This is a genomic window from Nonomuraea sp. NPDC047529 (assembly GCF_040642995.1).
Lineage (GTDB): Bacteria > Actinomycetota > Actinomycetes > Streptosporangiales > Streptosporangiaceae > Nonomuraea.
This window is the reverse complement of record NZ_JBEYTJ010000074.1, coordinates 1-23,755: the sequence shown is the minus strand read 5'-3', so window position 1 is coordinate 23,755 and position 23,755 is coordinate 1. Positions and strand designations below refer to the sequence as shown.

The following is a 23,755-nucleotide window of genomic DNA, read 5'->3' as shown; positions in this document are numbered from 1 at the left end:
CCCCACCGTTATATACATTTGCCTTCGAAAACTTTTACCAAACCCGCCGCTCTGCCCATGTGCCCGGGGCGGTAATCGCCGTAAGCCGGCCCGCCCGCGGCGGGGCTTCCGCCGGGTGCTGCTAGTGGCGGCGGCCGCCGTAGACCTTCACCCAGTCCTTGCCCTCGGAGGGGGCCAGGTACCGGGAACCCTCGAAGACGGCACGCCAGGTGCCCGAGGTGTAGGCCCGCTCGGTGGTGTGGAAGTAGCCGTCGCGGCTGGTCCGCACCGACTCGACGTAGTCCCAACCGCTGCTGCCGTCGGCCTGGAAGAGGATCGTGACCCGCTTCGACGCCAGACGGTGCCAGCGCTCGCTGTCCTTGCAGTAGTCGGCGTGGTGGACCGAGACGAAACCGCTGATGTAGTCCTCGTCGCAGGACACCGACAGCTTGCCCTCGATGTCGATGGCCTTGCCGCGCCGAACCGGGTCCGGGCTGACGTCGAGCTGGAGGCTCGTGCGCCCGCCGGCGAAGTCGGGATCGGGGTCCGTGTCCGCCAGGGCGGGCGCGGCGGCGGTGGCCACCAGGGTGGCGCCCACGGCGGCCGCGGCCAGTCCGGCGGCTAGACGTCGCATCATCAAAACAAATCCTTCCCCGTCTGGACGCGCCTCAGGGACGAAGCACGTCAACGCCTAATGACGCGTAAGGGTAAAGAAAAGTTGCGAAACGACAGATCACAATCAGATAACGACAAATACCCTGGCGGCTTTTTGTGCGTGTTTTATCGCCTTAACTGGCGATTTGTCGGGGTTTTGTGGTGTATGCGGCATAGTGGGAGTTTCCGGGGAAGTGGATCCGCCACAGGCCGCCCCTCCTGGACGGGACGGTCTGCACGAACGCCCCGGCCGCGTCGGTCGTCGTCTCCCCCGCGTCCTCCCAGGCGGGCGAGCCCTCCCCGCGCCACTGGAGCCGCAGCCGCTGCTTGGCGTACGGCCCGAAGTCGGTGAAGCCGCGCGGGTCGATCCGGGTCAGCGAGCCGCGCAGCCGTACGCCGCCGGCGGCCTTCGGCGACCTCTCCACCCGGACGGACGACAGCCTGGTCGCCCTTCTGAGCTCGAAGGAGGCGTATTCGGTGACGGTGGCGCCGTCCGCGTCGCGGGCGGTGGCGCTGATCGTCCAGGTGCCGGTCGGGTAGAAGCGGTTCAGTTTCTTGTCCGGCAGGAAGCGCCAGGTCTGCCAGTCGCCCGCCATCCGGGCCGGAGGGACCTCCCCCTGCCGCCAGACCAGCCTGGGCGGCAGCGCGTTCGTGACCGGGGCCTTCTGCAGGTCGAGCCTGGGATCGGCGACGAGCGCCAGGGGCATCTGGGCCAGCGGCGCCCCGGCCGGGCCGCCGGAGGGCGCGTCCTCGGGCACGATTCCCGGCCTGGCGCCAGGGGAGGCGGGGGGCTCCGAAGGCGTGTCGGGCCCGGAGGGCGTGGAGGGCGCCGGGAGGGCGGGTTCCGAGGCGGGCGGGAGGCCGGACGGGTCCGGCTGGGGAGGCTTGGCCGACAGCAGCGGGCCGGGAGGCACGCCGGGCTCGACCTTGACGGTGACGCCGTTCTTGCCGCGCGCGCCCCGGGCGATCACGTCGATCACCAGGCTCACGGAGTCGTGGGCGCCCACGACCGGTTCCGCGGGCCGTACGGTGATGGCGCGGATGGCGAGCTCGGTCGCGGCGGGATACGCGGGCACGGGCGCCGTGAGCGATCCCGCCGCGAGCGAGACGAGAAGGAGGCTTCTGGTCATGAGCGAGACGCTAGGAAGCGCCCGGTCATGACCAGGACCGCGACACACACCCCTTATGGCAAAGCCACCGGGGCGAGGGGTCAGCGCGCCTCGCCGTAGAGGGACTCGATGACGTCGGCGTATTTGGCGTGGATGACGCGGCGCTTCAGCTTCAGGCTCGGGGTGAGCTCCTCGGTCTCGGCCGTCCACTCGGTGCCGAGCAGGGCCCACCGTTTGACCTGCTGCACCCTGGCCAGCTTGGCGTTGGCGGCCTCGACGGCGGCCGAGACCTCCTTCAGGACGTCGGGATGCTCGGCCAGCTCGGCCAGTGAGGCGAAGCCGATGCCGCGGGAGCTCGCCCAGCCGGGCGCGGTCTCGCCGTCGAGGGTCAGCACGGCCACCGGGTGCGGGCGGTTGTCGCCGTAGGCGAGCGCCTGGCCGATGAGCAGGTGCTCCTTGAGGTGGTTCTCGATCTCGGCGGGTGAGACGTTCTCGCCGCCCGCGGTGATGATGAGCTCCTTCTTGCGGTCGACGACGCGGTAGAAACCGTCGTCGTCGACCGTGCCGATGTCGCCGGTGTGCAGCCAGCCGTCGGCGTCGATCAGCTCGGCGGTGGCCTCGGGGCGGTTGAGGTAGGCGCCGGTGTTGAGCGGGCTGCGGGTGAGGATCTCGCCGTCCTCGGCGATGCGGACCTCGACGCCGGGCTCGGCCCTGCCGACGGTGCCCAGGCGGTAGCAGGAGGGGCTGTTGCCGGTGAAGGCGCCGGTGGTCTCGGTCATGCCGTAGACGTCGATGACCTTGAGCCCGAGGCCGGCGTAGAAGTGCTGGACCTCGGCGGGCAGGGGGGCGGCGCCGGTGGCGGTCCATTCGGCGCGGTCGAAGCCGATCATGCCGCGGACGACCGACAGCAGGGACGCGTCCGCCTGGTCGTAGGCGGCCTGGATCTCGGGGGTGATCGTGCCGCCGTACTGGCCGGCCTCGACGTAGGCGGCGCCGGCGGCCATGGCCTGGCGTACGGCGGCCTGCTGCTCCTCCGGCTGGGTGGCGAGCACGGCGAGCAGCCGGGCCATCATCTTCTCCCACACGCGCGGCACCCCGAAGAACATCATCGGCCTGACCTGGCCGAGCGTGGCGCCCAGGCCCGCCAGGTCGGTGCAGAAGTGCACGTGCGACATCTTGACCAGCGGGAGGTAGAGGCTGAGGATGCGCTCGGCGATGTGGGCGTAGGTGAGGTAGGAGATCTGGGTGCCGTGCGTCGGCAGCGTGGTGATGCGGTCGGTGGCGGCGACCTCGTAGAAGACGTTGGTGTGGGTGAGCGGCACGCCCTTGGGCATGCCGGTGGTGCCCGAGGTGTACAGGACGGTGACGACGTCGCCTTCGGTCACCTCGCGGGCGCGGGCCTCGACGGCGTCCTCGTCCTCGGCCAGGCGGGCGCGGCCCAGGTCGAGGAAGTCGGCCCAGGACAGGAAACGCTCGTCGCCGGCGGGGGCGCCGTCGAGCATGATGATCCGGCGCAGGCCGTCGAGCCGGTCGAGCACGGGCTGCCAGCGGGCCAGCTCGGCCGGGCCGCCCAGGACGGCGAAGCGGGCGCCCACGTCGCCGGCCACGAACGCGATCTGGTCGGGCGCGAACGTCGAGTAGACCGTGCAGCCGACGCCGCCCGCGTGCACGGCGCCGAGGTCGGCGAGCACGTGCTCGCTGCGGTTGACCATCATGATCGCGACGGCCTCGCCGCGTTCCAGGCCGAGGGCGGCGAAGGCGGCCGCGATCTCCAGGATGCGCCGCCGGGCCTGCCCGTAGGTCAAGGTGGACCAGCCGTCCCCGTCGGGGTCGGAGTACGCGGGCGCGTCAGGGTGCTGGGCGGCCACCTGCCTGAGCTGTTCGCAGACCGTGCGACCGGCGATCTCCCGCTCGATCGAGGCCCGTACGTCGAGGACTTCGGCCATGGCACCCGCCTCCAGTCAGTAATCACTTGCACAGGTGGCATGCATCGCACCACACCCTCTGGGCAGCGGCAAGACCCAGCCGCGAAACGGCCGGCTCGTTCACGTAGAGTGATCGACCAGGTGCCGTACGTGTCTTGGGGGGGCGCGCATGAGCAAGGGCGGAAGGACCTTCTTCGGGCATCCGTGGGGGCTGGCGACACTGTTCTCCACCGAGATGTGGGAGCGCTTCAGCTGGTACGGCCTGCGGGCGATCCTGGCCACGTTCATGGCGGCCTCGCCGGCCCACCGGGGCCTGGGCATGTCCCAGGAGACCGCGCAGGCGGTGGTCGGCGTCTACGGCGCGCTGATCTACCTGGTGGCGCTGCCCGGCGGCTGGATCGCCGACCGCATCCTGGGGGCGCGCCGGTCGGTGTTCTGGGGCGGGTTCGTCATCATGCTGGGCCACATCAGCATGGCGATCCCGGTGACGACGTCGTTCTTCGTCTGGCTCGGGCTGCTGCTCATCATCAGCGGCACCGGCCTGCTCAAGCCGAACATCTCGGTCATGGTCGGCCGCCTGTACGGCGAGGACGAGGACGGCCGCAGAGACGCCGGCTTCTCCCTGTTCTACCTGGGCATCAACCTGGGCGCCTTCTTCGCGCCGCTCGTCGTCGGCTGGCTGGCCGACGGCGACCGCTGGCACCTGGGCTTCGGCGCCGCCGCGGTCGGCATGGCCCTCGGCCTCCTCCAGTACGTCTGGGGCGGCCGCAACCTGCGCGGCATCGGCGAGCGTCCCGGCGTCCGGCTGACGCCGCCCGAGCGCCGCCGCTTCGGCCGGCTGGCCGGGGTGGGCGCGGCCGCGACGGCCGTCGCGCTCGGCGTGTGGGCGGCCACCGGCACGCTCACGATCGACCGTCTGGCGCTGGCGATCACGATCGTCATCCTGATCGTGCCGATCGTCTACTTCGCCTACATCCTGATGGGCAGCCACAACCTCACCGACGAGGAACGCGGCCGGATGAAGGCCTACATCTGGCTGTTCGTCGCGGCGGCGATCTTCTGGATGATCTACGACCTGGCGCCGAGCAAGCTGCTGTTCTTCGCCGCCGACCACACCCGGCTGGAATTGTTCGGGGTGCCGATCCAGGCGGCCACGACGCAGTCGTTCAACCCGCTGTTCATCATGATCTTCGTGCCGGTGTTCGCGGCGTTGTGGGTGAAGCTCGGGGTGCGCGTGAGCACGCCGCAGAAGTTCGCGTTCGCGCTGGTCATGGTGGGGCTGAGCTTCGTGGTGATGGCGCTGGCCGCCTCGCTGGCCACCGGCGGGCGGGTGTCGGTGTGGTGGCTGGTGCTGGTCTACCTGATCCAGGTGTTCGGCGAGCTGTCGCTGAGCCCGGTCGGGCTGTCGGTGACGACGAAGCTGGCGCCCGAGGCGTTCAAGGGGCAGATGCTCGGGATCTGGTTCATCGCGGTGTCGGTGGGCGACGCGGTGGGCGGGCAGACCGGGCGGCTCAGCCGCTACCTGTCCGATCCGATGTACTACCTGGTCCTGGCGATCATGGCGATCGCGGCCGGGGTGGCGCTGTTCCTGTTCACGCGGAAGCTGCGGGTGCTCATGGCCGAGCACTACCATGCGGCGGCCATGCCGCCGATCCGGTAAAAACATCCAACGTGTCTGAAATTCTCGACCTTGTCGGTATTTTTGTCTTCGCCTTGACCGGTGCGCTCATGGGTGTGCGCAAGCGGCTCGACGTCGTCGGGATGGGCGTCCTGGCCGAGATGACCGCGCTCGGCGGCGGACTGGTCCGCGACCTCATTCTCAACGTGCGTCCGGCCGCCTTCCAGAGCCTGGGTTACGTGCTGGTGCCGGTGGCCGCCACGGTGATCGTCTTCTTCTGGCATCCGCACGTGGCCCGCGTGATGCCCGTCATCCTCGTGCTCGACGCGGCCGGTCTCGGCCTGTTCGCGGCCGTCGGCACCGAGAAGGCCCTGGAGTACGGCCTCAGCCCCCTGCACGCCGCCATCCTCGGCGTCACGACGGCCGTCGGCGGCGGCGTGATCCGCGACGTGCTGGCCGGCGAGATCCCCACGCTGCTGTACGACCGCCAGCTCTACGCGGTGCCCGCCCTGCTGGGCTCGGCCGTGATGGCGGGCCTGTCGTCGGCGGGGATGCACGGCTGGCCGGCCACGCTGGCCGCCGCGCTGCTGGCCTTCGGCCTGCGCATCACCGCGATGCGCCGCAACTGGCGGGCGCCCTTGGCCAAGGGCGCCGAGGAGCACTCCTAACCCTCCTCACACAGCCCCTCACACCATCGGCACGAGCGAGTCGGGGTGGCGGCGGGCGCTCGTGGGGCCTTCGGCGCGGGCGCGGGCGATGCGGGCGACGGCATCGGCGACGGTCTCGGGCGGCAGGGTGAACGGCAGGCGCAGGTAGCCCTCCAGGGTGCCTTCCAGGCCGAACCAGGAGCCCGGGGCCAGGCGCACGCCGTGGGAGGCGGCGGCGTCGGCGAGCGTGCTGGAGGTGTCGCCGTTGAGGCGCACCCACAGCGTGCCGCCGCCGCGCGGCGGCGTGTACGTCCAGTCCGGCAGGTGCCGGGCCAGCGCGCCGACCAGCGCCTCGCGTGAGGCGCGCAGGCCGCGGCGGCGTTCGGCGCGGGTCTGCGCCAGCCGTTCGAACAGGCGGGCGGTGACCAGTTGCTCCATCACCGGGCTGGAGATGTCGACGGCCGCGCGGTGCCGGGCCAGCCGGCGGGCCAGGGCGGCCGTGGTGCGGATCCAGCCGATGCGCAGGCCGCCCCACCACAGCTTGGACGCCGACCCGAGGCTGATCACGCGGCTGTCGGTGTCGAAGGCGGCCATCGGCGAGGTGTGCGGCACCTCGTCCAGGGCCAGTTCGCTCCAGGTCTCGTCCACCAGCAGGATGACGTCGTTGCGCCGGGCCGCCCCGGCGACGGCGGCGCGGGTGGCGTCGTCCATGAGGGCGCCGGTGGGGTTGTGGAAGTCGGGCATGAGGTAGGCCAGGCGGACGGCCGACTGCCGCATCGCGGCGGCCATGAGGTCGGGCTGCCAGCCCTCGTGCGAGATGCCGAAGGGCACGATCCGCGCGCCGCACTGGCGGGCCACGTCGATGGCGTGCGGGTAGGTCGGCGACTCGACCAGGACGGGGTCGCCGGGGCCGATCAGCAGACCGGCCACGAGCGAGATGGCGTGCTGGGAGCCGGTGGTGACGACGATCTGGTCGGGCCGGGTGGCCAGGCCGCGCTCGGTGTAGCGGGCGGCGATGCGCTCGCGCAGGAGCGGCAGGCCCATGGGGTCGTAGCCGTTGCCCATGCCGTACCTGGGCAGGTCGTCCAGGGCCTCGGCCATGGCCTCGCGCAGTGTGGACGGCGCCGACGGGGCGGCGCAGTGGAGCTGGATCAGGCCGTCGTCGCCGGTGCTGAGCCAGGGGTTCTCACGGGTGGTGGCCGGGTCGGGCAGGGTGGTCCAGCTTCCCGAGCCCTGCCTGCTGTCCAGGTAGCCGCGCTCGCGCAGCAGGTCGTAGGCGGAGGTGACGGTCGTGCGGCTGACGCCGAGAGTCTCGGCCAGGTGGCGTTCGGCGGGCATGCGGACGCGTACGGGGATCTGGCCGTCCATGATGAGCGCGCGCACGCCGTCGGCCAGGGCGCGGTAGTACGGGCGGGCGGCCGGATCGACGTCGACCAGCCGGGCCACCTGCGCTGCCGACAAATGCCTCATAAGGCCACTTTCCAGGATTGGCCCTGTTTTGGCAACCATTGGCCTGCCACTATGAGGCCATCATGAGCGAAGCAACCGTCCCCCGCCTGAGTTCCCTCCCCGCCCGGCTCCTGCGCCTCTACGGCGGCCTGGCCCTGTACGGCGCCGGCATCGGCCTCCAGGTGGAGTCCGGCCTCGGCAACGACCCCTGGGACGTCTTCCACCAGGGCCTGGCCCTCAGGCTGGACGTGTCCATCGGCACGGTCATCATCGGCGTGGGCGCCCTGGTCATGCTGCTGTGGATCCCGCTGCGCCAGCGGCCCGGGCTCGGCACGGTCAGCAACGTGGTGTTCCTCGGCCTGTTCGCCGACGCGGCGATCCTGCTGCTGCCCACGCCGTCCCACCTGGCCGTCCAGGCGCTGTACGTGGCGCTCGGCGTGGTCGCGATCGCGCTGGCCACCGTGCTCTACATCGGGGCCGGCATGGGCCCGGGGCCGCGCGACGGCGTCATGACCGGGCTGATGCGGCTCGGCCTGTCCGTGCGGCTGGCCCGCTTCCTCATCGAGCTCACCGTGCTGGCCGTGGGCTGGCTGCTGGGCGGCAGCGTCGGCGTCGGCACGCTCGTCTTCGCCCTGGCCATCGGCCCGCTGACCCAGCTGTTCACCCGCTGGTTCCCCCTGTCGTGACCCCGCGGCGGGCCCGTCCTGACGCGACAGGCCCGGACCCGGCGCGGGATCACCCGCGCGCGAGTAGCGTCTTCGGCATGCGGATTGAGGACTACGCGCTGATCGGAGACATGCAGTCGGCCGCGCTGGTGGCCAGGGACGGTTCCATCGACTGGCTCTGCCTGCCCAGGTTCGACTCCCCCTCGTGCTTCGCGGCCCTGCTCGGCAGCGAGCGCAACGGCCACTGGTGGCTGGGGCCGTCGGCCCGGCGGCCGGCCACCCGCCGCCGCTACCGGCCCGACACGCTCATCCTGGAGACCGAGTGGGACACCCCGACCGGCACGGTCCGGGTGATCGACTTCATGCCGCCGCGCGACCGGAACCCCGACGTCGTGCGCATCGTCGAGGGCGTCTCGGGCAGCGTCGAGGTCTCCACCCAGCTGCGCGTGCGCTTCGACTACGGGCGCATCGTGCCGTGGGTGCGCCGGACGAACGGCCACCTCCAGGCCGTCGGCGGCCCCGACTCGGTGTGGCTGCACTCCCCCGTGCCGCTCAAGGGCGGCGACTACGCCCACCGGGCGACGTTCACCGTCAACGCGGGCGAGCGGCTGCCGTTCGTGTTCACCTGGCATCCCTCCCACGAGCCGATGCCGCCGCGCATCGACGCCGAGGAGCAGCTCGCCGAGACCGAGGCCATGTGGACCGAGTGGGTGAGCCGGTGCGCCTACCAGGGCCCCTACCGGGAGGCGGTGACGCGGTCGCTGATCACGCTGAAGGGGCTGACGTACGCGCCGACCGGCGGCATCGTGGCCGCGCCCACCACGTCCCTGCCCGAGGACATCGGCGGCGTGCGCAACTGGGACTACCGGTTCTGCTGGCTGCGCGACGCCACGATGACGCTCGACGCGCTGATCAGCTCCGGCTACCTCGACGAGGCCGCCGACTGGCGTTCCTGGCTGCTGCGCACCATCGCCGGCCGCCCCCAGGATCTGCAGATCATGTACGGCGTCGCCGGCGAGCGCCGCCTGCCCGAGCTTCGCCTCGACTGGCTCGACGGCTACGAGGGCTCCCGCCCGGTCCGCATCGGCAACGAGGCCGTCCAGCAGCTCCAGCTCGACGTCTACGGCGAGGTGATGAACTGCCTCTACGTCTCCCGCACCCGCGGCCTGGCCGCCGACGAGCGCGCCTGGTCGATCCAGCGCCAGCTGCTCGACTACGTGGAGGAGCACTGGGACGAGCCCGACGAGGGCCTGTGGGAGGTGCGCGGCCCGCGCCGGCACTTCGTGCACTCCAAGGTGATGTGCTGGGTCGCCCTCGACCGGGCCGTCAAGTACGTCGACAGCTTCGGCCGCACCGGCCCGGTGGAGAAGTGGCGCGCGCTGCGCGACGAGATCCACGCCGAGATCTGCGACAAGGGCTTCGACCCCCACCGCAACACCTTCACCCAGTCGTACGGGTCGTCGGAGCTGGACGCGGCGCTGCTGATGATCCCCGTGGTGGGTTTCCTGCCGCCCGACGACCCCCGCGTGGCGGGCACGGTGGCGGCGATCGAGAAGGAGCTGATGTCCGACGGGTTCGTCCTGCGCTATCCGCTGGCCGCCGACAACGACGTCGACGGCCTGCCCGGCGGCGAGGGCGCGTTCCTGGCGTGCAGCTTCTGGCTGGTGGAGGTCATGGCGATGCAGGGCCGCAAGGAGGAGGCGGAGAAGCTGTTCGAACGCCTGCTGGAGCTGCGCAACGACGTCGGGCTGCTGGCCGAGGAGTACGACCCGCGCTACGGACGCCTGGTGGGCAACTTCCCGCAGGCGTTCAGCCACGTGCCCCTCGTCCACGCCGCCCGCGCGCTGTCGCGGGCCTGACCCGGCGGGAACGGGTTTCCCGCCGCGCGCGGGGTGGGACAAGACCTCGCATGGGTGAGGAGTGGGACCTGGCGGTCGTGGGCGCGGGACCGGCGGGCTCGGCGGCGGCGCTGCGGGCCGTCCAGCTGCGGCCGGACCTGCGCGTGGTGCTGCTCGACCGGGCCGGCTTCCCCCGCGACAAGCCGTGCGGCGACGGCATCGCCGCGCACGGGCGCGACGAGCTGGCCCGGCTGGGGCTGCCCGATCTCATCGACGACTACCGGCCCACGCCCCGGCTGACCGTGGTCTCGCCGGGCGGGCTGCGCGTCTCGGCCGAGGCGGCCCGGCCCAACCACGTGGTCCCGCGCCGGGTGTTCGACGCGCGGCTGGTGGAGGCGGCCGGGGCCCGGGGCGTCGAGGTGCGCCGCCACCGCGTCAGGGAGCTGGCCCACGACGGGTCCTGGGTCGTCCTGGACGGGCGGCTGCGGGCCCGTACGGTGGTGGCGGCCGACGGGGCCTACTCGGCGGTGCGCCGGCTGATCGGGATGCCCGCGGCGGCCGAGCGGCACACCGCCCTGGCCGTGCGCGGCTACGCCGACGTGCCCGAGTCCGACGACGTGCAGCTCATCGCCATGCAGCGGGCGGGCTGGCCGGCCTACGCGTGGTCGTTCCCGATCGGCGACGGCACCGCCAACGTCGGGTTCGGCATGCTGCTGCCCCGGCTGCGGACGGCGGGGGCGCCGGGCCGCCAGGTGCTGCACGGCAGGCTGGCCGAGCTGCTGCCCGACCGGCCCGCGCGCGACCTGCGCGCCCACCACCTGCCCCTGTCGACCGGGCGGCCCGCGCCGGGCGCCGGGCGGGTGCTGCTCGCCGGGGACGCGGCGGGGCTGATCAACCCGCTCACCGGCGAGGGCATCTACTACGCGCTGCTGTCGGGGCGCCTGGCGGCCGAGGCGGCGGTCGAGGCGCCGGACGACCCGCTGGCCCGGTACCGGGCCAAGCTGCGCGGCGCGCTCGGGCGGCACCTGCGCACGACCGACGTGCTGGCCCGGCTGGCGCAGTCGCCGGGGTTCATCGACGCGGCCATCGGCACCGCCGCGCACCGCAAGGAGGTGTTCGACCTGCTGGTGGAGGTCGGCCTCGGGGCGGGGACGGTGCCCGCGCCGCTGGCCCTGGCGGTCGGGCTGCGCTGGCTGCGCGGCGCGACGGGCCTGCCCCGGGGGCGTCGGGACGGCGTCAGGCGGTGAGGGCGGCGCCGTTGGCGAGCAGCAGGAGCACGTCCACGGCGGCCACGGCCACGGCGGTGACGAACGGCGCCCGCGCGGACCGGCCCGCGAGCAGCGTCCCCCCGACGGCGAGCAGGACGGCGGCCCCCATGGCGAGCCATCCCGCCACGCCGGGACCGCCGGGAGGGCCGAGGACGAGCAGGCAGGTGGCGGCCAGCAGCGGCAGCGGCACCAGCACCCGTACGCGCGCCGCCCCCAGCCGCTGAGGCCACCCGCGCACGCCGGTCGCGAGGTCATCCTCGATGTCGGGCAGCACGTTGGCCAGGTGCGCGCCCACGCCGAGCAGCGCCGCCGCCACGACCGCCCACCAGGCCGGCCACGGCTCCCCGGGCAGTCCGAGCGTCACGAACGCCGGCAGCACCCCGAACCCGGCCGCGTACGGCGCCCACGACAGGACGGTGGCCTTCAGGCCGAAGTCGTACGCCCAGGCGCCCAGCACGCCCGCCAGGTGCAGCAGTCCCGCCGTACGGCCGGAGGCGAGCGAGAGCGGCACGCACAGAACCAGCGCCGCCAGCGCGGCCACCCGGACGGCGGTCACGCTCACCGTGCCGTCGGCGACCGGTTTGCCCGCGCGCCCGGCGGCGGCGTCCCGTCCGGCGTCGAGCGCGTCGTTGCACCAGCCGACCGACAACTGCCCCGCCAGCACGGCGGCGGCCACCAGGACGCAGCCGCCTGCGTCCCGGCCCGCCGCCACGGCCAGCGCGGTGACCAGGGCGGTCACGGCCACGGTCGGGCCCGGATGGCAGGCCAGCGCCAGCGCGGCAGCCGTACGGGCCGGCCCGCCGCGCGCCACGGCGGCGGCCGCGGGATCCGGGTCGGTCACACGGTGATCGTAGACCGCAGGACGCGCGGCGAGAATTCCCACGCGCCGCGTATGGCTTAAATGACCATCCTTGCGGGAAGCGTGCGGGGAGTGAGTGTTGTGGGCGACCTGCCGAGGGAGCACTGCATGACCCGAATCTCCGCAGTCCGTTGCGCGTTCCCTCCTCACCGGTACCCACAGTCCGAGCTCACCGACATGGCCGCCCGCCTGTGCCTGCCCGACGGCGCCGACCGCCGCCTCCTCGACCGCCTGCACCGCAGCGCCCGCGTGGAGCACCGCAACCTCGCCCTCCCCATCGACCGGTACGAGAAGCTGAACGGCTTCGGCGCCGCCAACGACGCGTTCGTCTCCGTCGCGGTCGAGCTGGGGCTGGAGAGCGTGAAGGCCGCCCTGGACGCCGCCGGGCTGGAGCCGACCGACGTGGACCTGATCATGTTCACGTCGGTGACCGGCATCGCCGCGCCGTCCGTGGACGCCCGGCTGGCCGCCGGGCTCGGGCTGCGGCCCGACGTCAAGCGGGTGCCGGTCTTCGGCCTGGGCTGCGTGGCGGGCGCGGCGGGCATCGCCAGGCTGCACGACTACCTGCGCGGCTGGCCGGACCACGTGGCCGTGCTGCTGTCGGTGGAGCTGTGCTCGCTGACCGTGCAGCGCGGCGACTCCTCGCCCGCGAACCTGGTCGCCAGTGCGCTGTTCGGCGACGGCGCGGCGGCCGTGGTCGCCGGCGGCGCCGAGCGCGGCACGGCCGGGCCCGAGGTCGTCGCCACCCGCAGCCACCTGTATCCCGGGTCCGAGCACGTCATGGGCTGGCAGGTGGGCGACACCGGGTTCCGGGTGATGCTGGACGCCAGCGTCCCCGCCGTGGTGCGCCGCCACCTGGCCGACGACGTGCACGGGTTCCTGACCGAGCACGGGCTCACCGCCGCGGACGTGACGGCGTGGGTGTGCCATCCGGGCGGGCCCAAGGTGCTGGAGGCGGTGTCGGAGGTGCTGGAGCTGCCCGCGGGCGCGCTCGACGTGACGTGGCGCTCGCTGGCGGCCAACGGCAACCTGTCGTCGTCCTCGGTCCTGCACGTGCTCGGCGAGACCCTGGCCGGCGAGCCGCCCGCGCCGGGGTCCTGGGGGCTGGTCATCGCGATGGGCCCCGGTTTCTGCTCCGAGCTCGTCCTGCTGCGTTTCTAGCCCGTTCCCTCTACTCCTCCGGCGGTTGACCTGTGACCTGGTATCTGGCGCTCATCGTGCTCGTCGGCCTGGAACGCCTGGCAGAGCTGGTCGTCGCCAGGCGCAACGCCGCCTGGAGCATGGCGCGCGGCGGCGTGGTGACCGGCCGAGGGCACTATCCGTGGATGGTGGCGCTGCACACCGGGCTGCTGGTGTGCGCGCCGCTGGAGGTGGCCCTGGCCGGGCGGCCGTTCGTGCCCGCGCTCGGCTGGCCGATGCTCGCGGTGGTCGTGGCGGCCCAGGGGCTGCGGTGGTGGTGCATCACGGCGCTCGGGCCGCGCTGGAACACGCAGGTGATCGTGGTGCCGGGGTTGCCGCTGGTGCGGCGGGGGCCGTACCGGCTGGCGTGGTTGCGGCACCCCAACTACGTGGCGGTGGCGGCCGAGGGGCTGGCGCTGCCGCTGGTGCACACGGCGTGGCTGACGGCGCTGGCGTTCACGCTGCTCAACGCCGCGCTGATGGTGGTGCGCATCCGGTGCGAGAACGCCGCGCTCGCCGTCGCGGCAGGGGGGTGAGCCGGTGATCGACGTGCTGGTCGCGGGCGGCGGCCCGGCGGGGCTGGCCACGGCCATCCACGCGGCGCTGGCCGGGATGGAGGCGGTCGTCGTCGAGCCGCGCGCCGCGCCGGTAGACAAGGCGTGCGGCGAGGGCGTCATGCCGGGCGGGGTGGCCGCGCTGACGGCGATGGGCGTGCCGGTCGAGGGACGCGGCTTCCGCGGCATCCACTACCTCGACGGGCGGCGGGAGGCGCGGGCGGCGTTCGCCGCCGGGCCGGGGCTGGGCGTGCGGCGTACGAGCCTGCACGGCGCGCTCTGGCAGCGGGCCGCCGAGCTGGGCGTCAAGACGGTCACCGGCCGGATCACCCGCGCCGAGCAGGACCGGGACGGCGTGCGCGCGATCGGGCTGCGGGCCCGCTGGCTGGTGGCCGCCGACGGCCTGCACTCCCCGCTGCGCCGCTCGCTCGGCCTCGACCGGCCGGCCCGCGGCCCCCGCCGGTACGGGCTGCGCAGGCACTATCGGATCGAGCCGTGGAGCGACTTCGTCGAGGTCCACTGGTCGGGCGCCGGGGAGGCGTACGTCACGCCGGTCGGCGACGACCTGGTCGGCGTCGCGGTCCTCAGCTCGGCGCGGCGCGGCTTCGACGAGCACCTGCGCGGCTTCCCCGGCCTGGCCCGCCGCCTGGACGGCCCGGCCGTCACCCCGGTGCGCGGCGCGGGCCCGCTGCGCCAGGGCGTGCGCGCCCGCCGCGCCGGGCGTGTCCTGCTGGTCGGCGACGCGGCCGGTTACGTGGACGCGCTCACCGGCGAGGGCGTCTCGCTGGCCGTGCGATCGGCGGAGCTGCTGGTCGCGTGCCTGGCGGCGGACCGCCCGCAGGACTACGACGGCGCGTGGCTGCGGCTGTCGCGCACGCACCGGCTGCTGACGGCGGCGCTGGTCCAGGCGGCCCGGCGGCCCGGCACGGCCCGGCTGGTGGTGCCCGCGGCGCGCCGGCTGCCCCGCGTGTTCGCGGGCGTGGTCCGCGTCCTGGCCTGAGTCTTCCCGGGGGCCCGGACGTGTGCGGATAATGAACCCCCACGGTCCCCGTCAAGGACGGTCGCCATGACAGACAAGCTCGTGCGGCAGGTGCTCGACCAGGTCCACGGCCCCGACCCGCGGGTCAACGAGATCGTCTCCGCGCTGGTCGCCCACCCGCCCCCGCCCGCGAGCCCGGCGCGTGGATCAGCGGCGGCCCCGAGCGCGGGCGCGGGACGCCCATGGTCGTGCACGGCCGGGTGCTGTCCTGCGACGGCGTCCCGCTGCCCGGCGCGACCGTGGACCTGTGGCAGGCCGCCGACAACGGCCTGTACGACAGCCAGGACGCCGCCCAGGAGCCCGGCAACCTGCGCGGCCTGTTCACCGCTGACGCCGAGGGCCGCTACTGGTTCCGCACGGTCCGCCCGAGCAGCTACGCGGTGCCCGTCGACGGCACCGCCGGCCGGCTGCTGCGCGCGGTCGGGCGGCACCCGATGCGCCCGGCCCACCTGCACTACCAGGTCATCGCGCCCGGCCACCGGCCGCTGACCACGCACGTGTTCCTGGCCGGCGACCCCTACCTGGGCTCCGACGCGGCGTACGCGGTCAAGGAGGAGCTGGTGCGGCGGCCGGTGCCGCGTACCGGGGGGTGGGACATGGACGGGCCGTACGAGGAGGTGGAGTTCGACCTCAGGCTGGTGCCGCTCGGCCGGTGAGGTCGCCCGGCGGGCGGAGGCCGTCCATGAGCAGGCCGAAGAAGTGGTCGCCGCGCGCGGCCAGCGAGGGGGCCTGCTCGGCGATCCAGCTCACCGCGTTGGCCAGCGCGAACAGGTCGAGCCCCGTCACGTCGGCGCGCACCTCGCCCGTGGCCTGGGCGCGTTCCAGGAGCCGTCCGCCCGCGTGGCGCATCGCGTGGCAGGAGGCGTGCAGCGGCGAGCCCTCGTCGTTGATCGTGGCCATCATCGAGGCGGCCAGCCCCCGGTAGGCGCCCGCGCCCTCGACGAACGCGCGCAGCCACTCCACCAGCGCCTCGCGCGGCGCGGCGGCGCCGGCCAGCGCCTGGGCGCGCTCGGCGAGCCGGTCGAAGCGCTGCCGCAGCAGCGCCTCCAGCAGCGCCTCCCTGGTCGGGAAGTGCCGGTAGAGCGTGCCCATCCCGACCTCGGCGCGGCGGGCGACGTCGCGCAGGGACGCCTCGGTGCCCTGCTCCTCGATGACGGCGGCGGCCACGGCCAGGATGCGCTCCCGGTTGCGCTGGGCGTCCGCGCGCTGGTTACGGGGTGTTTCGGTCATCCGCCACCTTCCGGCCGATTGACAAGTGGAGCAGCGCTCCGGTTATGATCCGGAACACTGCTCCGCATCATAGCGGCGCCCGTCTCCCCGAGGAGAATCGACGATGAAGGCCATCCGCGTGCACGAGGTCGGCGGCCCCGAGGTCCTGCGGCTCGAAGAGGTCCCCGTGCCCGTGCCGAAGCCGGGCGAGGTCCTGGTCCAGGTGCGCGCCGCCGCGCTCAACCCGCCCGACTGGTACGCTCGCAGGGGGTTCGCCAACATCCCGCCGTCGAAGCGGCCGGAGATCCCGCTGCCCTTCACCCCCGGCTCGGACGTGTCGGGCGTCGTGGCGGCACTCGGCCCCGGCGTCACCGACTGGCAGGAGGGCGACGAGGTGTACGGCCTCGTCCGCTTCCCCCGCGTCGGCGACGAGGGCGGCAGGGGGTACGCCGAGTACACCACCGCCCCGGCCGGTCACCTGGCCCGCAAGCCCGCCACGGTGGACCACGTCGCCGCCGCCGCGGTGCCGATGGCCGGCCTGACCGCCTACCAGTACGTCCACGACATCATCGGCCTGCGGCCCGGCAGCCGGGTCCTGGTCAACGGCGCGGCCGGCGGTGTCGGCCACTTCGCCGTCCAGCTCGCCGCGGACCTCGGCGCGCACGTCATCGGCGTCGCCTCCGGCCGGCACGATGCGTTCCTGAAAAACCTGGGCGTGGCCGAGTTCGTCGACTACACCCGCGTCGCCCCGCAGGACGCGGTACGCGACGTGGACTGTCTGATCGACGCCGTGGGCGGCCCCGACGGCCACCGCCTGCTGCCCGTGCTCAAGGACGGCGGCACGCTCAGCCCGGTCTTCTTCGGCGACTACCACGACGAGGAGGTCGCGCGGCGCGGCATCGTGCGCCGCGGCGGCCAGGTGCACTCCGACGGGGCCCAGATGGCCGCGCTCGCCGAGCTGATCGACGCCGGACGGCTGCGCGTCGGCGTCGACAGCGTCTTCCCGCTGGAGGAGGCCCCGAAGGCGCACGAGCGCGCCGAGCAGGGCCACATCCAGGGGAAGATCGTCCTTCGCGTGGCCTGACCTGGCCCCGAGCGGGGCCGGAGCGGGCCCGCATGGTCCCGCGGTGGGCCTCAGGTCCGGGTCCAGCGCTGGTTGGCGCCGCCGTTGCAGGTCCAGATGACGAGCCTGGTCCCGTTGGCGGTGGCGTTGTCCGGCACGTCGAGGCACTTGTTCGCGCCGACGGCCGTGACCGTGCCGTCGGCGCCGAGCCGCCACTGCTGGTTGGTCTGGCCGTTGCAGTCCCAGATGATCACGCGGGTGCCGTCGGCGGTGCCGCGGTCGTACACGTCGAGGCACTTGCCGCCGTAGACGCGCAGCTCGCCACCGGCGGTCGGGGTCCACTGCTGGTTGGGGCCGCCGTTGCAGTCCCAGATCTGGACCTGGGTGCCACTGGTCTGGGACGCGCCGGGCACGTCCAGGCACCTGCCGGAGCCGGCGCCCTTGAGCGCGGTGGCCGCCGGGGGCGTGCCGCCGCCGGTGACGACGTACATGGCGGCTCCATGGGCGGGGACGGAGGCGCTGATCGTGCCCGTCGAGGAGCCGGTCGTGTGGGCCCACAGGTCGCGCACGGCGTAGCCGGAGGCGGCGCCGAGGCCCAGCGCGGAGGCGGTGGTGGAGACGGTGGCCGCCGCGCTCCCCCGGTTGAGCAGCACGACGGCGACCGAGCCGGTGCCCGTGCCGGTCGCGGCCATGGGCTTGCGCCAGACCTCCAGGTTCCCGTTGTCGGCGATCTTGTGCCCCTGCCGGCCGCCCCAGTCCTGGTCGACGGCGATGACCTCGCCGTTGGTGAGGATCGTCCGGGTCTCGGCGCTCATCGAACGCAGGTCGTTGCCCGCGACCAGCGGCGCGTTCAGCAGCGCCCACAGGCTGAAGTGGGCCCGGGACTCGGTGGCGGTGAGCCCGGCGTTGCCGACCTCCAGCATGTCGGGGTCGTTCCAGCCGCCCGGCCCCGAGTACGCCTCCAGCCCGGCCTGGCTGTCCAGGATGCCCATGACCGAGCCCCAGTTGGCCTGGATGTCGCCCGTGGTGCGCCAGGAGTTGCCGACCGGCATGCCCCAGGTCCAGACGCTGTCCTGACCCCAGTTGCACAGGCTGTAGAGGATCGGCCGGCCGGTGGCGGCCAGCGCGTCGCGCATGGCGGTGTAGCGCTGCTGCGCGCTCTGCCCGAGGTGGTCGCCGCAGTTGTCGTACTTGAGGTAGTCCACGCCCCAGGACGCCCACAGGGCCGCGTCCCTGCGCTCGTTGCCGAGGCTGGCCGGGTAGCCGGCGCACGTCGTGGTGCCGGCCGAGGAGTAGATGCCGAGTTTGAGCCCCTTGCCGTGGACGTAGTCGGCGACCGCCTTGATGCCGCCGGGGAACTTCTGCGGGTCGGGGACGAGGTCGCCGGCCGCGCTGCGGGTCCTGGTGGACCAGCAGTCGTCGATGTTGACGTACGCGTAGCCGGCCGCGGCCATGCCGGAGGCCACCATGGCGTCGGCCGTCTGCCTGACGAGGGCGTCGCTGACCGAGCAGCCGAAGCTGTTCCAGTCATTCCACCCCATTTGGGGCGTTCTGGCGAGGCCGTTGTCCAGGGCGGAGGCGGGCGGCGCCAGGCCGGGGACGGCGATCAGGCAGGTCGCGGTGAGGGCCAGGGCGAGGGTTGACCGAAGGATCGCACGCATGGGACTCCTTCAACACCGAGGATGAGAACCCAACATGATCCGACTAAATCAAACGGGATCGTCCGTCGGTTTGCGTGTGGAGTCAAGGGGTCTTGAGGGATTCTGTTGCCTGCCGTTCGGCGCGCAAAGGGCTTCCGAAGGGGTGACACGGAGCCCTTCGGGCCGCGTTTCAAGTCGCTGACCTGCGGTTACTATCTGTAGCGATTAGATCATCGACAGTGATTGGATCGGTGTGATGCGACGACTCATCGCAGCACTTGCCTCTTGCGCCACGATCGGCGCCATTCCGCTCGTCACCGCCGTCCCGGCCGTCGCCGACCCGGGTCCGGAGCCGTTCTTCGCGGCTCCGGGCTACGACGTCAGGGGGCCGTACCTCGGCGACCACGACGACGACCGCTGCAAGGACGACGACCACAACAAGGACGGCCACCACCGGCACCCCTGGGTCGGCGACCTTCTCTGGGACGACGACGACGACGACCGCCGGAAGGACGACGACCACTGCAAGGACGACGACCACCGGCACCAGTGGGACAACAACCGCCCCTGGGACGGTGACGACGACGACCGCCGGAAGGACGACGACCACTGCAAGGACGACGACCACCGGCACCAGTGGGACAACAACCGCCCCTGGGACGGTGACGACGACGACCGCCGGAAGGACGACGACCACTGCAAGGACGACGACCACCGGCAGCAGTGGGACAACAACCGCCCCTGGGACGGTGACGACGACGACCGCTGCAAGGACGAGGACCACCGGCACCAGTGGGACAGCGACCGCCCCTGGGTCGGCGACCGCGACGAGGACGACGACCGCTGGCGCGATGACGACCGCTGCAAGGACGACGACCGCCACGAGGACAAGCGCTGGAACGACGACGACCGCCGCGACAACCGCTGGCGGGAGAGCGGCCACGACGAGGACGACGAGCGCTGGCGCGACGGTGACCGTGAGTGGGGCTGGAACCACCAGTACGTGACCTCGCTGCGCTGCCGCATCGGCGGCGGCACGGTCGTCGGCAGCTGGCACAGCCCGACCAGGCTGTCCTGCTACGGCGGAAGGTACAACGGGTATTGGGTGGTCAGCTACGGGCTGTGATGCCCGTGCGTGCCATCAGGGCGGGTCCGCTGCGCGGGCCCGCCCTTCTCGTGCCCGCCTACGGCGTGCACATGGTGAACGTGACGGACTTCGTCCTGGGCGACGGGCTCAGGATCCGGTAGGCGACGGTGTGCCTGCCGCCCGCCGGGGTGATGAGCCTCCTGGAGCTGACGGAGTCGCCGCGGCTGCCCGCCGGCAGGCGGGACGTTCCGCGCTCGACGACCCTGCCGTCGTAGAGCCACTGGTAGGAGAAGGCGGCGCCGGGGCGAGTGGCGTCCACTCCGGCGGCGAAGTTGAGCGCGCCGGTGTAGCAGGTGACCCCCGCGGAGTTGATCTTCGAGGCGCCCTGGACGCGGACGTACGCCAGAGCGAACGACGCCGTCCCGGTGGGGGTGGGTGACGGCGTGGAGCGTTCCGGAGAGCCGGTGGGGGTGGGACGGGGGCGGGCCGCGCGGCGCTGCGGCGTCCTCGTGGGCCTCGGAGCGGCCGTGCCGTGCCTGGACGGCCTCGCCGTGGCGGACGTCCGCACGGCCTCCTGGGCGGAACGCACCTCGGCGTCCGCCTGGCGCTTGCCGGAGTTCCACACCACGACCCCGGCCGCCACGCACACGGCCACCGCCCCGGCTCCGAGCACCAGCACCGGCGACCGTCTCCCCACCGCCTTCCCCGCCCCTGGAGCACCCCCCGCACCACCAGCCGCCGCACTGCCGGCCGCCGCGCCACCAGCCACGGGACCGCCGGACGGCAGCCCTGCCGGATGCCCGCCAGCGGCCTGCCCGCCACCCGGGAACGTGCCACCGGCATGCGGGCCGGTCGGATGCGGGCCGGTCGGATGCGGGCCGGGGGCGGTGGCCGGGTGGGGTTCGCCCAGGAGGAGGGGCAGGACGGTCGTCATGGGCGGGCGCGCCTGAGGATCCTTGGCCAGGCAGGCGCGGACGATCTCACGCAACGGGTCCGGCAGCTCGCCGAGCTGCGGCTCCCCCCGAAGAATGCGCCCCGCGACCGCGGGCGGCGCGTCGTCGCCGAACGGCGGACGGCCCGTGGCCGCGAACACCATCACCGACGCCCACGCGAAGACGTCCGCCGCCGCCCCCGCCGAGCCTCCGTCCAGCTGCTCCGGCGCCATGTACGCCACCGCGCCCCCGTCGGCCCCCTGTCCGGGCCCGGTCCCCGCACCGGCACGACCGGAGCCCGGCCCCGTGCCGGCGGTGCCGAAGCCGACCAGACGCGCGCCGTCCCGGCCGAGCAGCACGCCGGACGGCTTGAGGTCACCGTGCGTGAGCCCCGCCCGGTGCACCGCGGCCAGCCCCGTGGCGGTGCCGACCGCCAGGTGCCGCAGCTGACCGCCGCCGAGCCGGCCCACCTCGGCCAGCGACGGCCCCTCCACGTACTCGCTCACGATGTACGACAACCGCCCCCAGGCCGCGTCGAGCACCCGCGCGACGCCCGGCGGCTCGACCCGGCGGGCCGCCTCCGTCAGGGCGGCGAACCGTTCACCGGCCACGATGCCGTGCAGGACCTTGACGGCCACGGGCCGCCCGTCCGGCCCCTGGCCGAGGTAGACGACCCCCTGCCCGCCGGAGGCCAGCCATCCGGTGATCCGGTGAGCTCCCAAGGACGTGGGGTCTCCAGGACGTAAAGGCTCGGCGTTCGGCATGAGGCGGTGACTCCTGGGGACAGCAGCGGTACCGAATCATGAACTTTAGCGGGATGAATCCAGATCCGCCGCCCCCGGGATGCCCCATTGGACAGCCACCCTGTCCGCGTACTACGTTAATCATCAGTAGCACTGACGATCAGTGGTACTGATGAAAGGAACAGCATGATCCTCATCACGGGCGGGCTCGGCTTCATCGGGACGCACACCGCGCGAGCGCTGCTCGACCTCGGCGAATCCGTCGTACTCGTCCAGCGCCGGGCCCCCAAGGTGCCCGCGCTGCTGGCCGGCGAGGCCGAGGGGCGGCTCGCCGTCGAACAGGCCGACCTCGACGACCGCGCCTCGCTGCTCGCCCTGGGCGACCGGCACAAGATCACCGGGATCGTGCACCTGGCCGGCTCGATCCCGTGGCCGCCCGGCGCGCACGAGCCGGTCGAGGGGGTCGAGAAGTCCGTCGCGAGCCTGCTCAACGTCTTGCACGCGGCCACCGAATGGCAGGTGTCCCGGCTCGGCCTGGCCAGCACCATCGGCGTCTACGGCGGCGTCGAGGCCCCCAGTCCGCTGGGCGAAGACCTGCCGCTGACGATGGCGGCCTCCCACCCGATCCCGACGTTCAAGAAGATCGGCGAGCTGATGGCCGGTCATCTGGCCGCGGCGACCGGCCTGGAGGTGGTCAACCTCCGCATCGGCGCGATCTGGGGGCCGCTCGGGCACCCGCGCTCACCGTTCTTCCTGCTGCCGCAGCTCGTGCACGCCGCCGTACGGGGTTCCGCGCCGGACCTGACGAGCCCCGCGTGGGGCGCGTACGCCGGGGACGGCGGCGACCTGTGCTACGTCAAGGACTGCGCGCGGGCCATCGCGTCGCTGCAGACGGCCGAGCGGCTGCGCCATCGCACGTACAACGTGGCCACCGGGCGGATGACCACCAACGGCGAGGTCGCCGCGGCGATCCGGCGGGCCGTACCCGGCGCGGACGTCGAGCTGCGCGAGGGCCGCGACCCCGCCGGGACCGGCCGTGACACCTACCTCGACATCACCCGGCTGCGCGAGGACACCGGCTTCGAGCCCGCCTACGACGTCGAGACCGGGGTGGCCGACTACGCCTCCTGGCTCGGCGCGGGCCACGACCGATAGCGGAACCGGCGGCCAGAACGTGGGTCTCGGCGACCCCGCCCTTCTCCCGGGGCCCTTCTCCCGGGGCCCTTCTGCCGGGGCCGCGACCCCGGCCGGGCCGACCGGCTTGCCGACCTCCTGGGAGCCCGGCGTGGCAGCATGAACGCGACCGCTGACACTCCGCCAGGAAAGGCCCCCATGAACACCGCGGACCTGTACGACGAGCGCGGCGACGAGCTCGACTCCTGCGACCTGCAACTCCGCCAGTACGGCGGGCGCCGCGCCTTCCACGGCACGATCGCCACCGTGCGCTGTCACCAGGACAACGCCCTGCTCAAGGCGGTCCTGTCGGAGCCCGGCGAAGGACGGGTCCTGGTGGTGGACGGCGGCGGCTCGCTGCACGCCGCGCTGATGGGCGACGTGATCGCGGGTGGGGCGGTCGCGGCCGGTTGGGCGGGCGTGGTGATCCACGGCGCCGTCCGGGACGTGACCGCGCTGCGCGAGCTGGATCTCGGTGTGAAGGCGTTGGGCTCCAACCCGCGCAAGAGCGGCAAGACGGGCAGCGGCGAGCGGGACGTGCCGGTCACGTTCGGCGGCGTCACGTTCTCGCCGGGGGCCGAGCTGTTCAGCGACGACGACGGGATTCTCGTCACCCGCGTGCCGAGCTGACCTACTTCCTATTTGCCCGTTCCGTCGGGGTTATCAGGGAACCCGGGCTGTGATTTCGTGGCAGGACATCACGATCCGGAGGCGGACCATGGCATTCCAGCTCATCGTGCTCTACCACCACCCCGAGGACGTCGTGGCCTTCGACAAGCACTACGACGAGATCCACGTGCCGCTCGCGGCCGCGCTGCCCGGCCTGCGGGCCTACACCGTCCAGCGTCCGGTGGCCGGGGGCGGGCAGCGGCCCGCCTACCACCTGGTCGCGGTGCTGACCTGGGACGACGAGCAGTCGTTCCTCGCGGCGATGGCCAGCGAGAAGGGGCAGGCGGCGGTCGCCGACGTGGGCGAGTTCGCCGTGGCGGGGGTCACGATGACGACCGGGCCGTCGGCGTCGGTGCTCTGAGACATGCGAGAAGGGCGTTCCCCGTGGTCGGGGAACGCCCTTCGTCGTGTACGCGCTGTGCGGGTGTTACTTCTTGACCGACAGGGGGACGGTGC

The 23,755-nt window shown here is 73.2% G+C and carries 22 protein-coding genes; 14 read left to right on the top strand and 8 right to left on the bottom strand.

Going from position 1 to position 23,755, the window contains the following annotated elements:
- Positions 1-121: 121 nt before the first annotated feature.
- From ABZ815_RS51540 to ABZ815_RS51530, 3 genes are all read right to left on the bottom strand, one after another.
- The gene (locus ABZ815_RS51540) at positions 122-616 is read right to left on the bottom strand and encodes a hypothetical protein (RefSeq protein WP_357710572.1); all 495 of its coding nucleotides are present in this window, start codon (positions 614-616) and stop codon (positions 122-124) included.
- Positions 617-767: 151 nt separating this feature from the next.
- On the bottom strand, positions 768-1,763 hold the full coding sequence (locus ABZ815_RS51535) for a hypothetical protein (protein WP_357710570.1): 996 nt from the start codon (positions 1,761-1,763) through the stop codon (positions 768-770).
- A gap of 80 nt (positions 1,764-1,843) precedes the next feature.
- Positions 1,844-3,688 carry an AMP-dependent synthetase/ligase gene (locus tag ABZ815_RS51530; RefSeq protein WP_357710568.1) on the bottom strand — a complete coding sequence of 615 codons (1,845 nt, stop codon included), beginning with the start codon at positions 3,686-3,688 and terminating at the stop codon, positions 1,844-1,846.
- 148 nt (positions 3,689-3,836) lie between these two features.
- Here ABZ815_RS51530 and ABZ815_RS51525 point away from each other — a divergent pair, with 148 nt between their 5' ends.
- Together ABZ815_RS51525 and ABZ815_RS51520 are read left to right on the top strand one after the other, a co-directional pair.
- On the top strand, positions 3,837-5,327 hold the full coding sequence (locus ABZ815_RS51525) for an oligopeptide:H+ symporter (RefSeq protein WP_357710565.1): 1,491 nt from the start codon (positions 3,837-3,839) through the stop codon (positions 5,325-5,327).
- An 11-nt stretch (positions 5,328-5,338) separates the two neighbouring features.
- Positions 5,339-5,953: a trimeric intracellular cation channel family protein gene (locus ABZ815_RS51520; protein WP_357710563.1), complete on the top strand. Its 615-nt coding sequence runs from the start codon at positions 5,339-5,341 to the stop codon at positions 5,951-5,953.
- An 18-nt stretch (positions 5,954-5,971) separates the two neighbouring features.
- On the opposite strand, the gene ABZ815_RS51515 is transcribed toward ABZ815_RS51520, so the two are convergent.
- Positions 5,972-7,402 carry a PLP-dependent aminotransferase family protein gene (locus tag ABZ815_RS51515; RefSeq protein ID WP_357710561.1) on the bottom strand — a complete coding sequence of 477 codons (1,431 nt, stop codon included), beginning with the start codon at positions 7,400-7,402 and terminating at the stop codon, positions 5,972-5,974.
- A 62-nt stretch (positions 7,403-7,464) separates the two neighbouring features.
- Here ABZ815_RS51515 and ABZ815_RS51510 point away from each other — a divergent pair, with 62 nt between their 5' ends.
- The 3 genes from ABZ815_RS51510 to ABZ815_RS51500 all read left to right on the top strand — a co-directional run bounded on the left by ABZ815_RS51510 (position 7,465) and on the right by ABZ815_RS51500 (position 11,131).
- A complete protein-coding gene (locus ABZ815_RS51510) occupies positions 7,465-8,067 on the top strand; it encodes a hypothetical protein (RefSeq protein ID WP_357710559.1) in 603 nt (200 codons plus the stop codon).
- Between the two features lie 77 nt (positions 8,068-8,144).
- Positions 8,145-9,905: a glycoside hydrolase family 15 protein gene (locus tag ABZ815_RS51505; RefSeq protein ID WP_357710557.1), complete on the top strand. Its 1,761-nt coding sequence runs from the start codon at positions 8,145-8,147 to the stop codon at positions 9,903-9,905.
- 50 nt (positions 9,906-9,955) lie between these two features.
- A complete protein-coding gene (locus tag ABZ815_RS51500; protein ID WP_357710555.1) occupies positions 9,956-11,131 on the top strand; it encodes an NAD(P)/FAD-dependent oxidoreductase in 1,176 nt (391 codons plus the stop codon).
- On the opposite strand, the gene ABZ815_RS51495 is transcribed toward ABZ815_RS51500, so the two are convergent.
- Entirely contained in the window at positions 11,121-11,993 is an 873-nt protein-coding gene (locus tag ABZ815_RS51495; protein WP_357710553.1) for a UbiA family prenyltransferase, read from the bottom strand. The genes ABZ815_RS51500 and ABZ815_RS51495 overlap by 11 nt on opposite strands.
- Before the next feature lie 126 nt (positions 11,994-12,119).
- Here ABZ815_RS51495 and ABZ815_RS51490 point away from each other — a divergent pair, with 126 nt between their 5' ends.
- The 4 genes from ABZ815_RS51490 (at position 12,120) to ABZ815_RS51475 (ending at position 15,439) form a co-directional block, all read left to right on the top strand.
- Positions 12,120-13,172 (top strand): 3-oxoacyl-[acyl-carrier-protein] synthase III C-terminal domain-containing protein, encoded by a 1,053-nt coding sequence (locus ABZ815_RS51490; protein WP_357710550.1) that lies wholly within the window; start codon positions 12,120-12,122, stop codon positions 13,170-13,172.
- Between the two features lie 32 nt (positions 13,173-13,204).
- The gene (locus tag ABZ815_RS51485; RefSeq protein ID WP_357710547.1) at positions 13,205-13,726 is read left to right on the top strand and encodes an isoprenylcysteine carboxylmethyltransferase family protein; all 522 of its coding nucleotides are present in this window, start codon (positions 13,205-13,207) and stop codon (positions 13,724-13,726) included.
- A 4-nt stretch (positions 13,727-13,730) separates the two neighbouring features.
- Positions 13,731-14,744 carry an NAD(P)/FAD-dependent oxidoreductase gene (locus tag ABZ815_RS51480; protein ID WP_357710544.1) on the top strand — a complete coding sequence of 338 codons (1,014 nt, stop codon included), beginning with the start codon at positions 13,731-13,733 and terminating at the stop codon, positions 14,742-14,744.
- A 221-nt stretch (positions 14,745-14,965) separates the two neighbouring features.
- A complete protein-coding gene (locus ABZ815_RS51475; protein WP_357710541.1) occupies positions 14,966-15,439 on the top strand; it encodes a hypothetical protein in 474 nt (157 codons plus the stop codon).
- Here ABZ815_RS51475 and ABZ815_RS51470 read toward each other — a convergent pair.
- A complete protein-coding gene (locus tag ABZ815_RS51470) occupies positions 15,414-16,013 on the bottom strand; it encodes a helix-turn-helix domain-containing protein (RefSeq protein WP_357710538.1) in 600 nt (199 codons plus the stop codon). The two genes, ABZ815_RS51475 and ABZ815_RS51470, sit on opposite strands and share 26 nt — an antisense overlap.
- A gap of 103 nt (positions 16,014-16,116) precedes the next feature.
- On the opposite strand from ABZ815_RS51470, the gene ABZ815_RS51465 reads away from it, so the two are divergent.
- Complete coding sequence (locus tag ABZ815_RS51465; protein ID WP_357710535.1) at positions 16,117-17,076, top strand: NADP-dependent oxidoreductase; 960 nt, start codon at positions 16,117-16,119, stop codon at positions 17,074-17,076.
- A 50-nt stretch (positions 17,077-17,126) separates the two neighbouring features.
- Here ABZ815_RS51465 and ABZ815_RS51460 read toward each other — a convergent pair whose 3' ends face one another.
- Positions 17,127-18,716: a lectin gene (locus ABZ815_RS51460; protein WP_357710533.1), complete on the bottom strand. Its 1,590-nt coding sequence runs from the start codon at positions 18,714-18,716 to the stop codon at positions 17,127-17,129.
- 235 nt (positions 18,717-18,951) lie between these two features.
- Here ABZ815_RS51460 and ABZ815_RS51455 point away from each other — a divergent pair, with 235 nt between their 5' ends.
- Positions 18,952-19,821, top strand: coding sequence for a hypothetical protein (locus ABZ815_RS51455; RefSeq protein WP_357710530.1), 870 nt, complete (start codon positions 18,952-18,954; stop codon positions 19,819-19,821).
- A gap of 58 nt (positions 19,822-19,879) precedes the next feature.
- Here ABZ815_RS51455 and ABZ815_RS51450 read toward each other — a convergent pair whose 3' ends face one another.
- The gene (locus ABZ815_RS51450; protein WP_357710527.1) at positions 19,880-21,436 is read right to left on the bottom strand and encodes a serine/threonine-protein kinase; all 1,557 of its coding nucleotides are present in this window, start codon (positions 21,434-21,436) and stop codon (positions 19,880-19,882) included.
- 207 nt (positions 21,437-21,643) lie between these two features.
- Between ABZ815_RS51450 and ABZ815_RS51445 the strand changes: the two genes are divergently transcribed.
- The 3 genes from ABZ815_RS51445 (at position 21,644) to ABZ815_RS51435 (ending at position 23,660) form a co-directional block, all read left to right on the top strand.
- On the top strand, positions 21,644-22,612 hold the full coding sequence (locus tag ABZ815_RS51445; RefSeq protein ID WP_357710524.1) for an NAD(P)-dependent oxidoreductase: 969 nt from the start codon (positions 21,644-21,646) through the stop codon (positions 22,610-22,612).
- A gap of 177 nt (positions 22,613-22,789) precedes the next feature.
- Complete coding sequence (gene rraA, locus ABZ815_RS51440; RefSeq protein WP_357710522.1) at positions 22,790-23,260, top strand: ribonuclease E activity regulator RraA; 471 nt, start codon at positions 22,790-22,792, stop codon at positions 23,258-23,260.
- Positions 23,261-23,348: 88 nt separating this feature from the next.
- On the top strand, positions 23,349-23,660 hold the full coding sequence (locus tag ABZ815_RS51435) for an EthD family reductase (RefSeq protein ID WP_357710520.1): 312 nt from the start codon (positions 23,349-23,351) through the stop codon (positions 23,658-23,660).
- Positions 23,661-23,755: the final 95 nt, after the last annotated feature.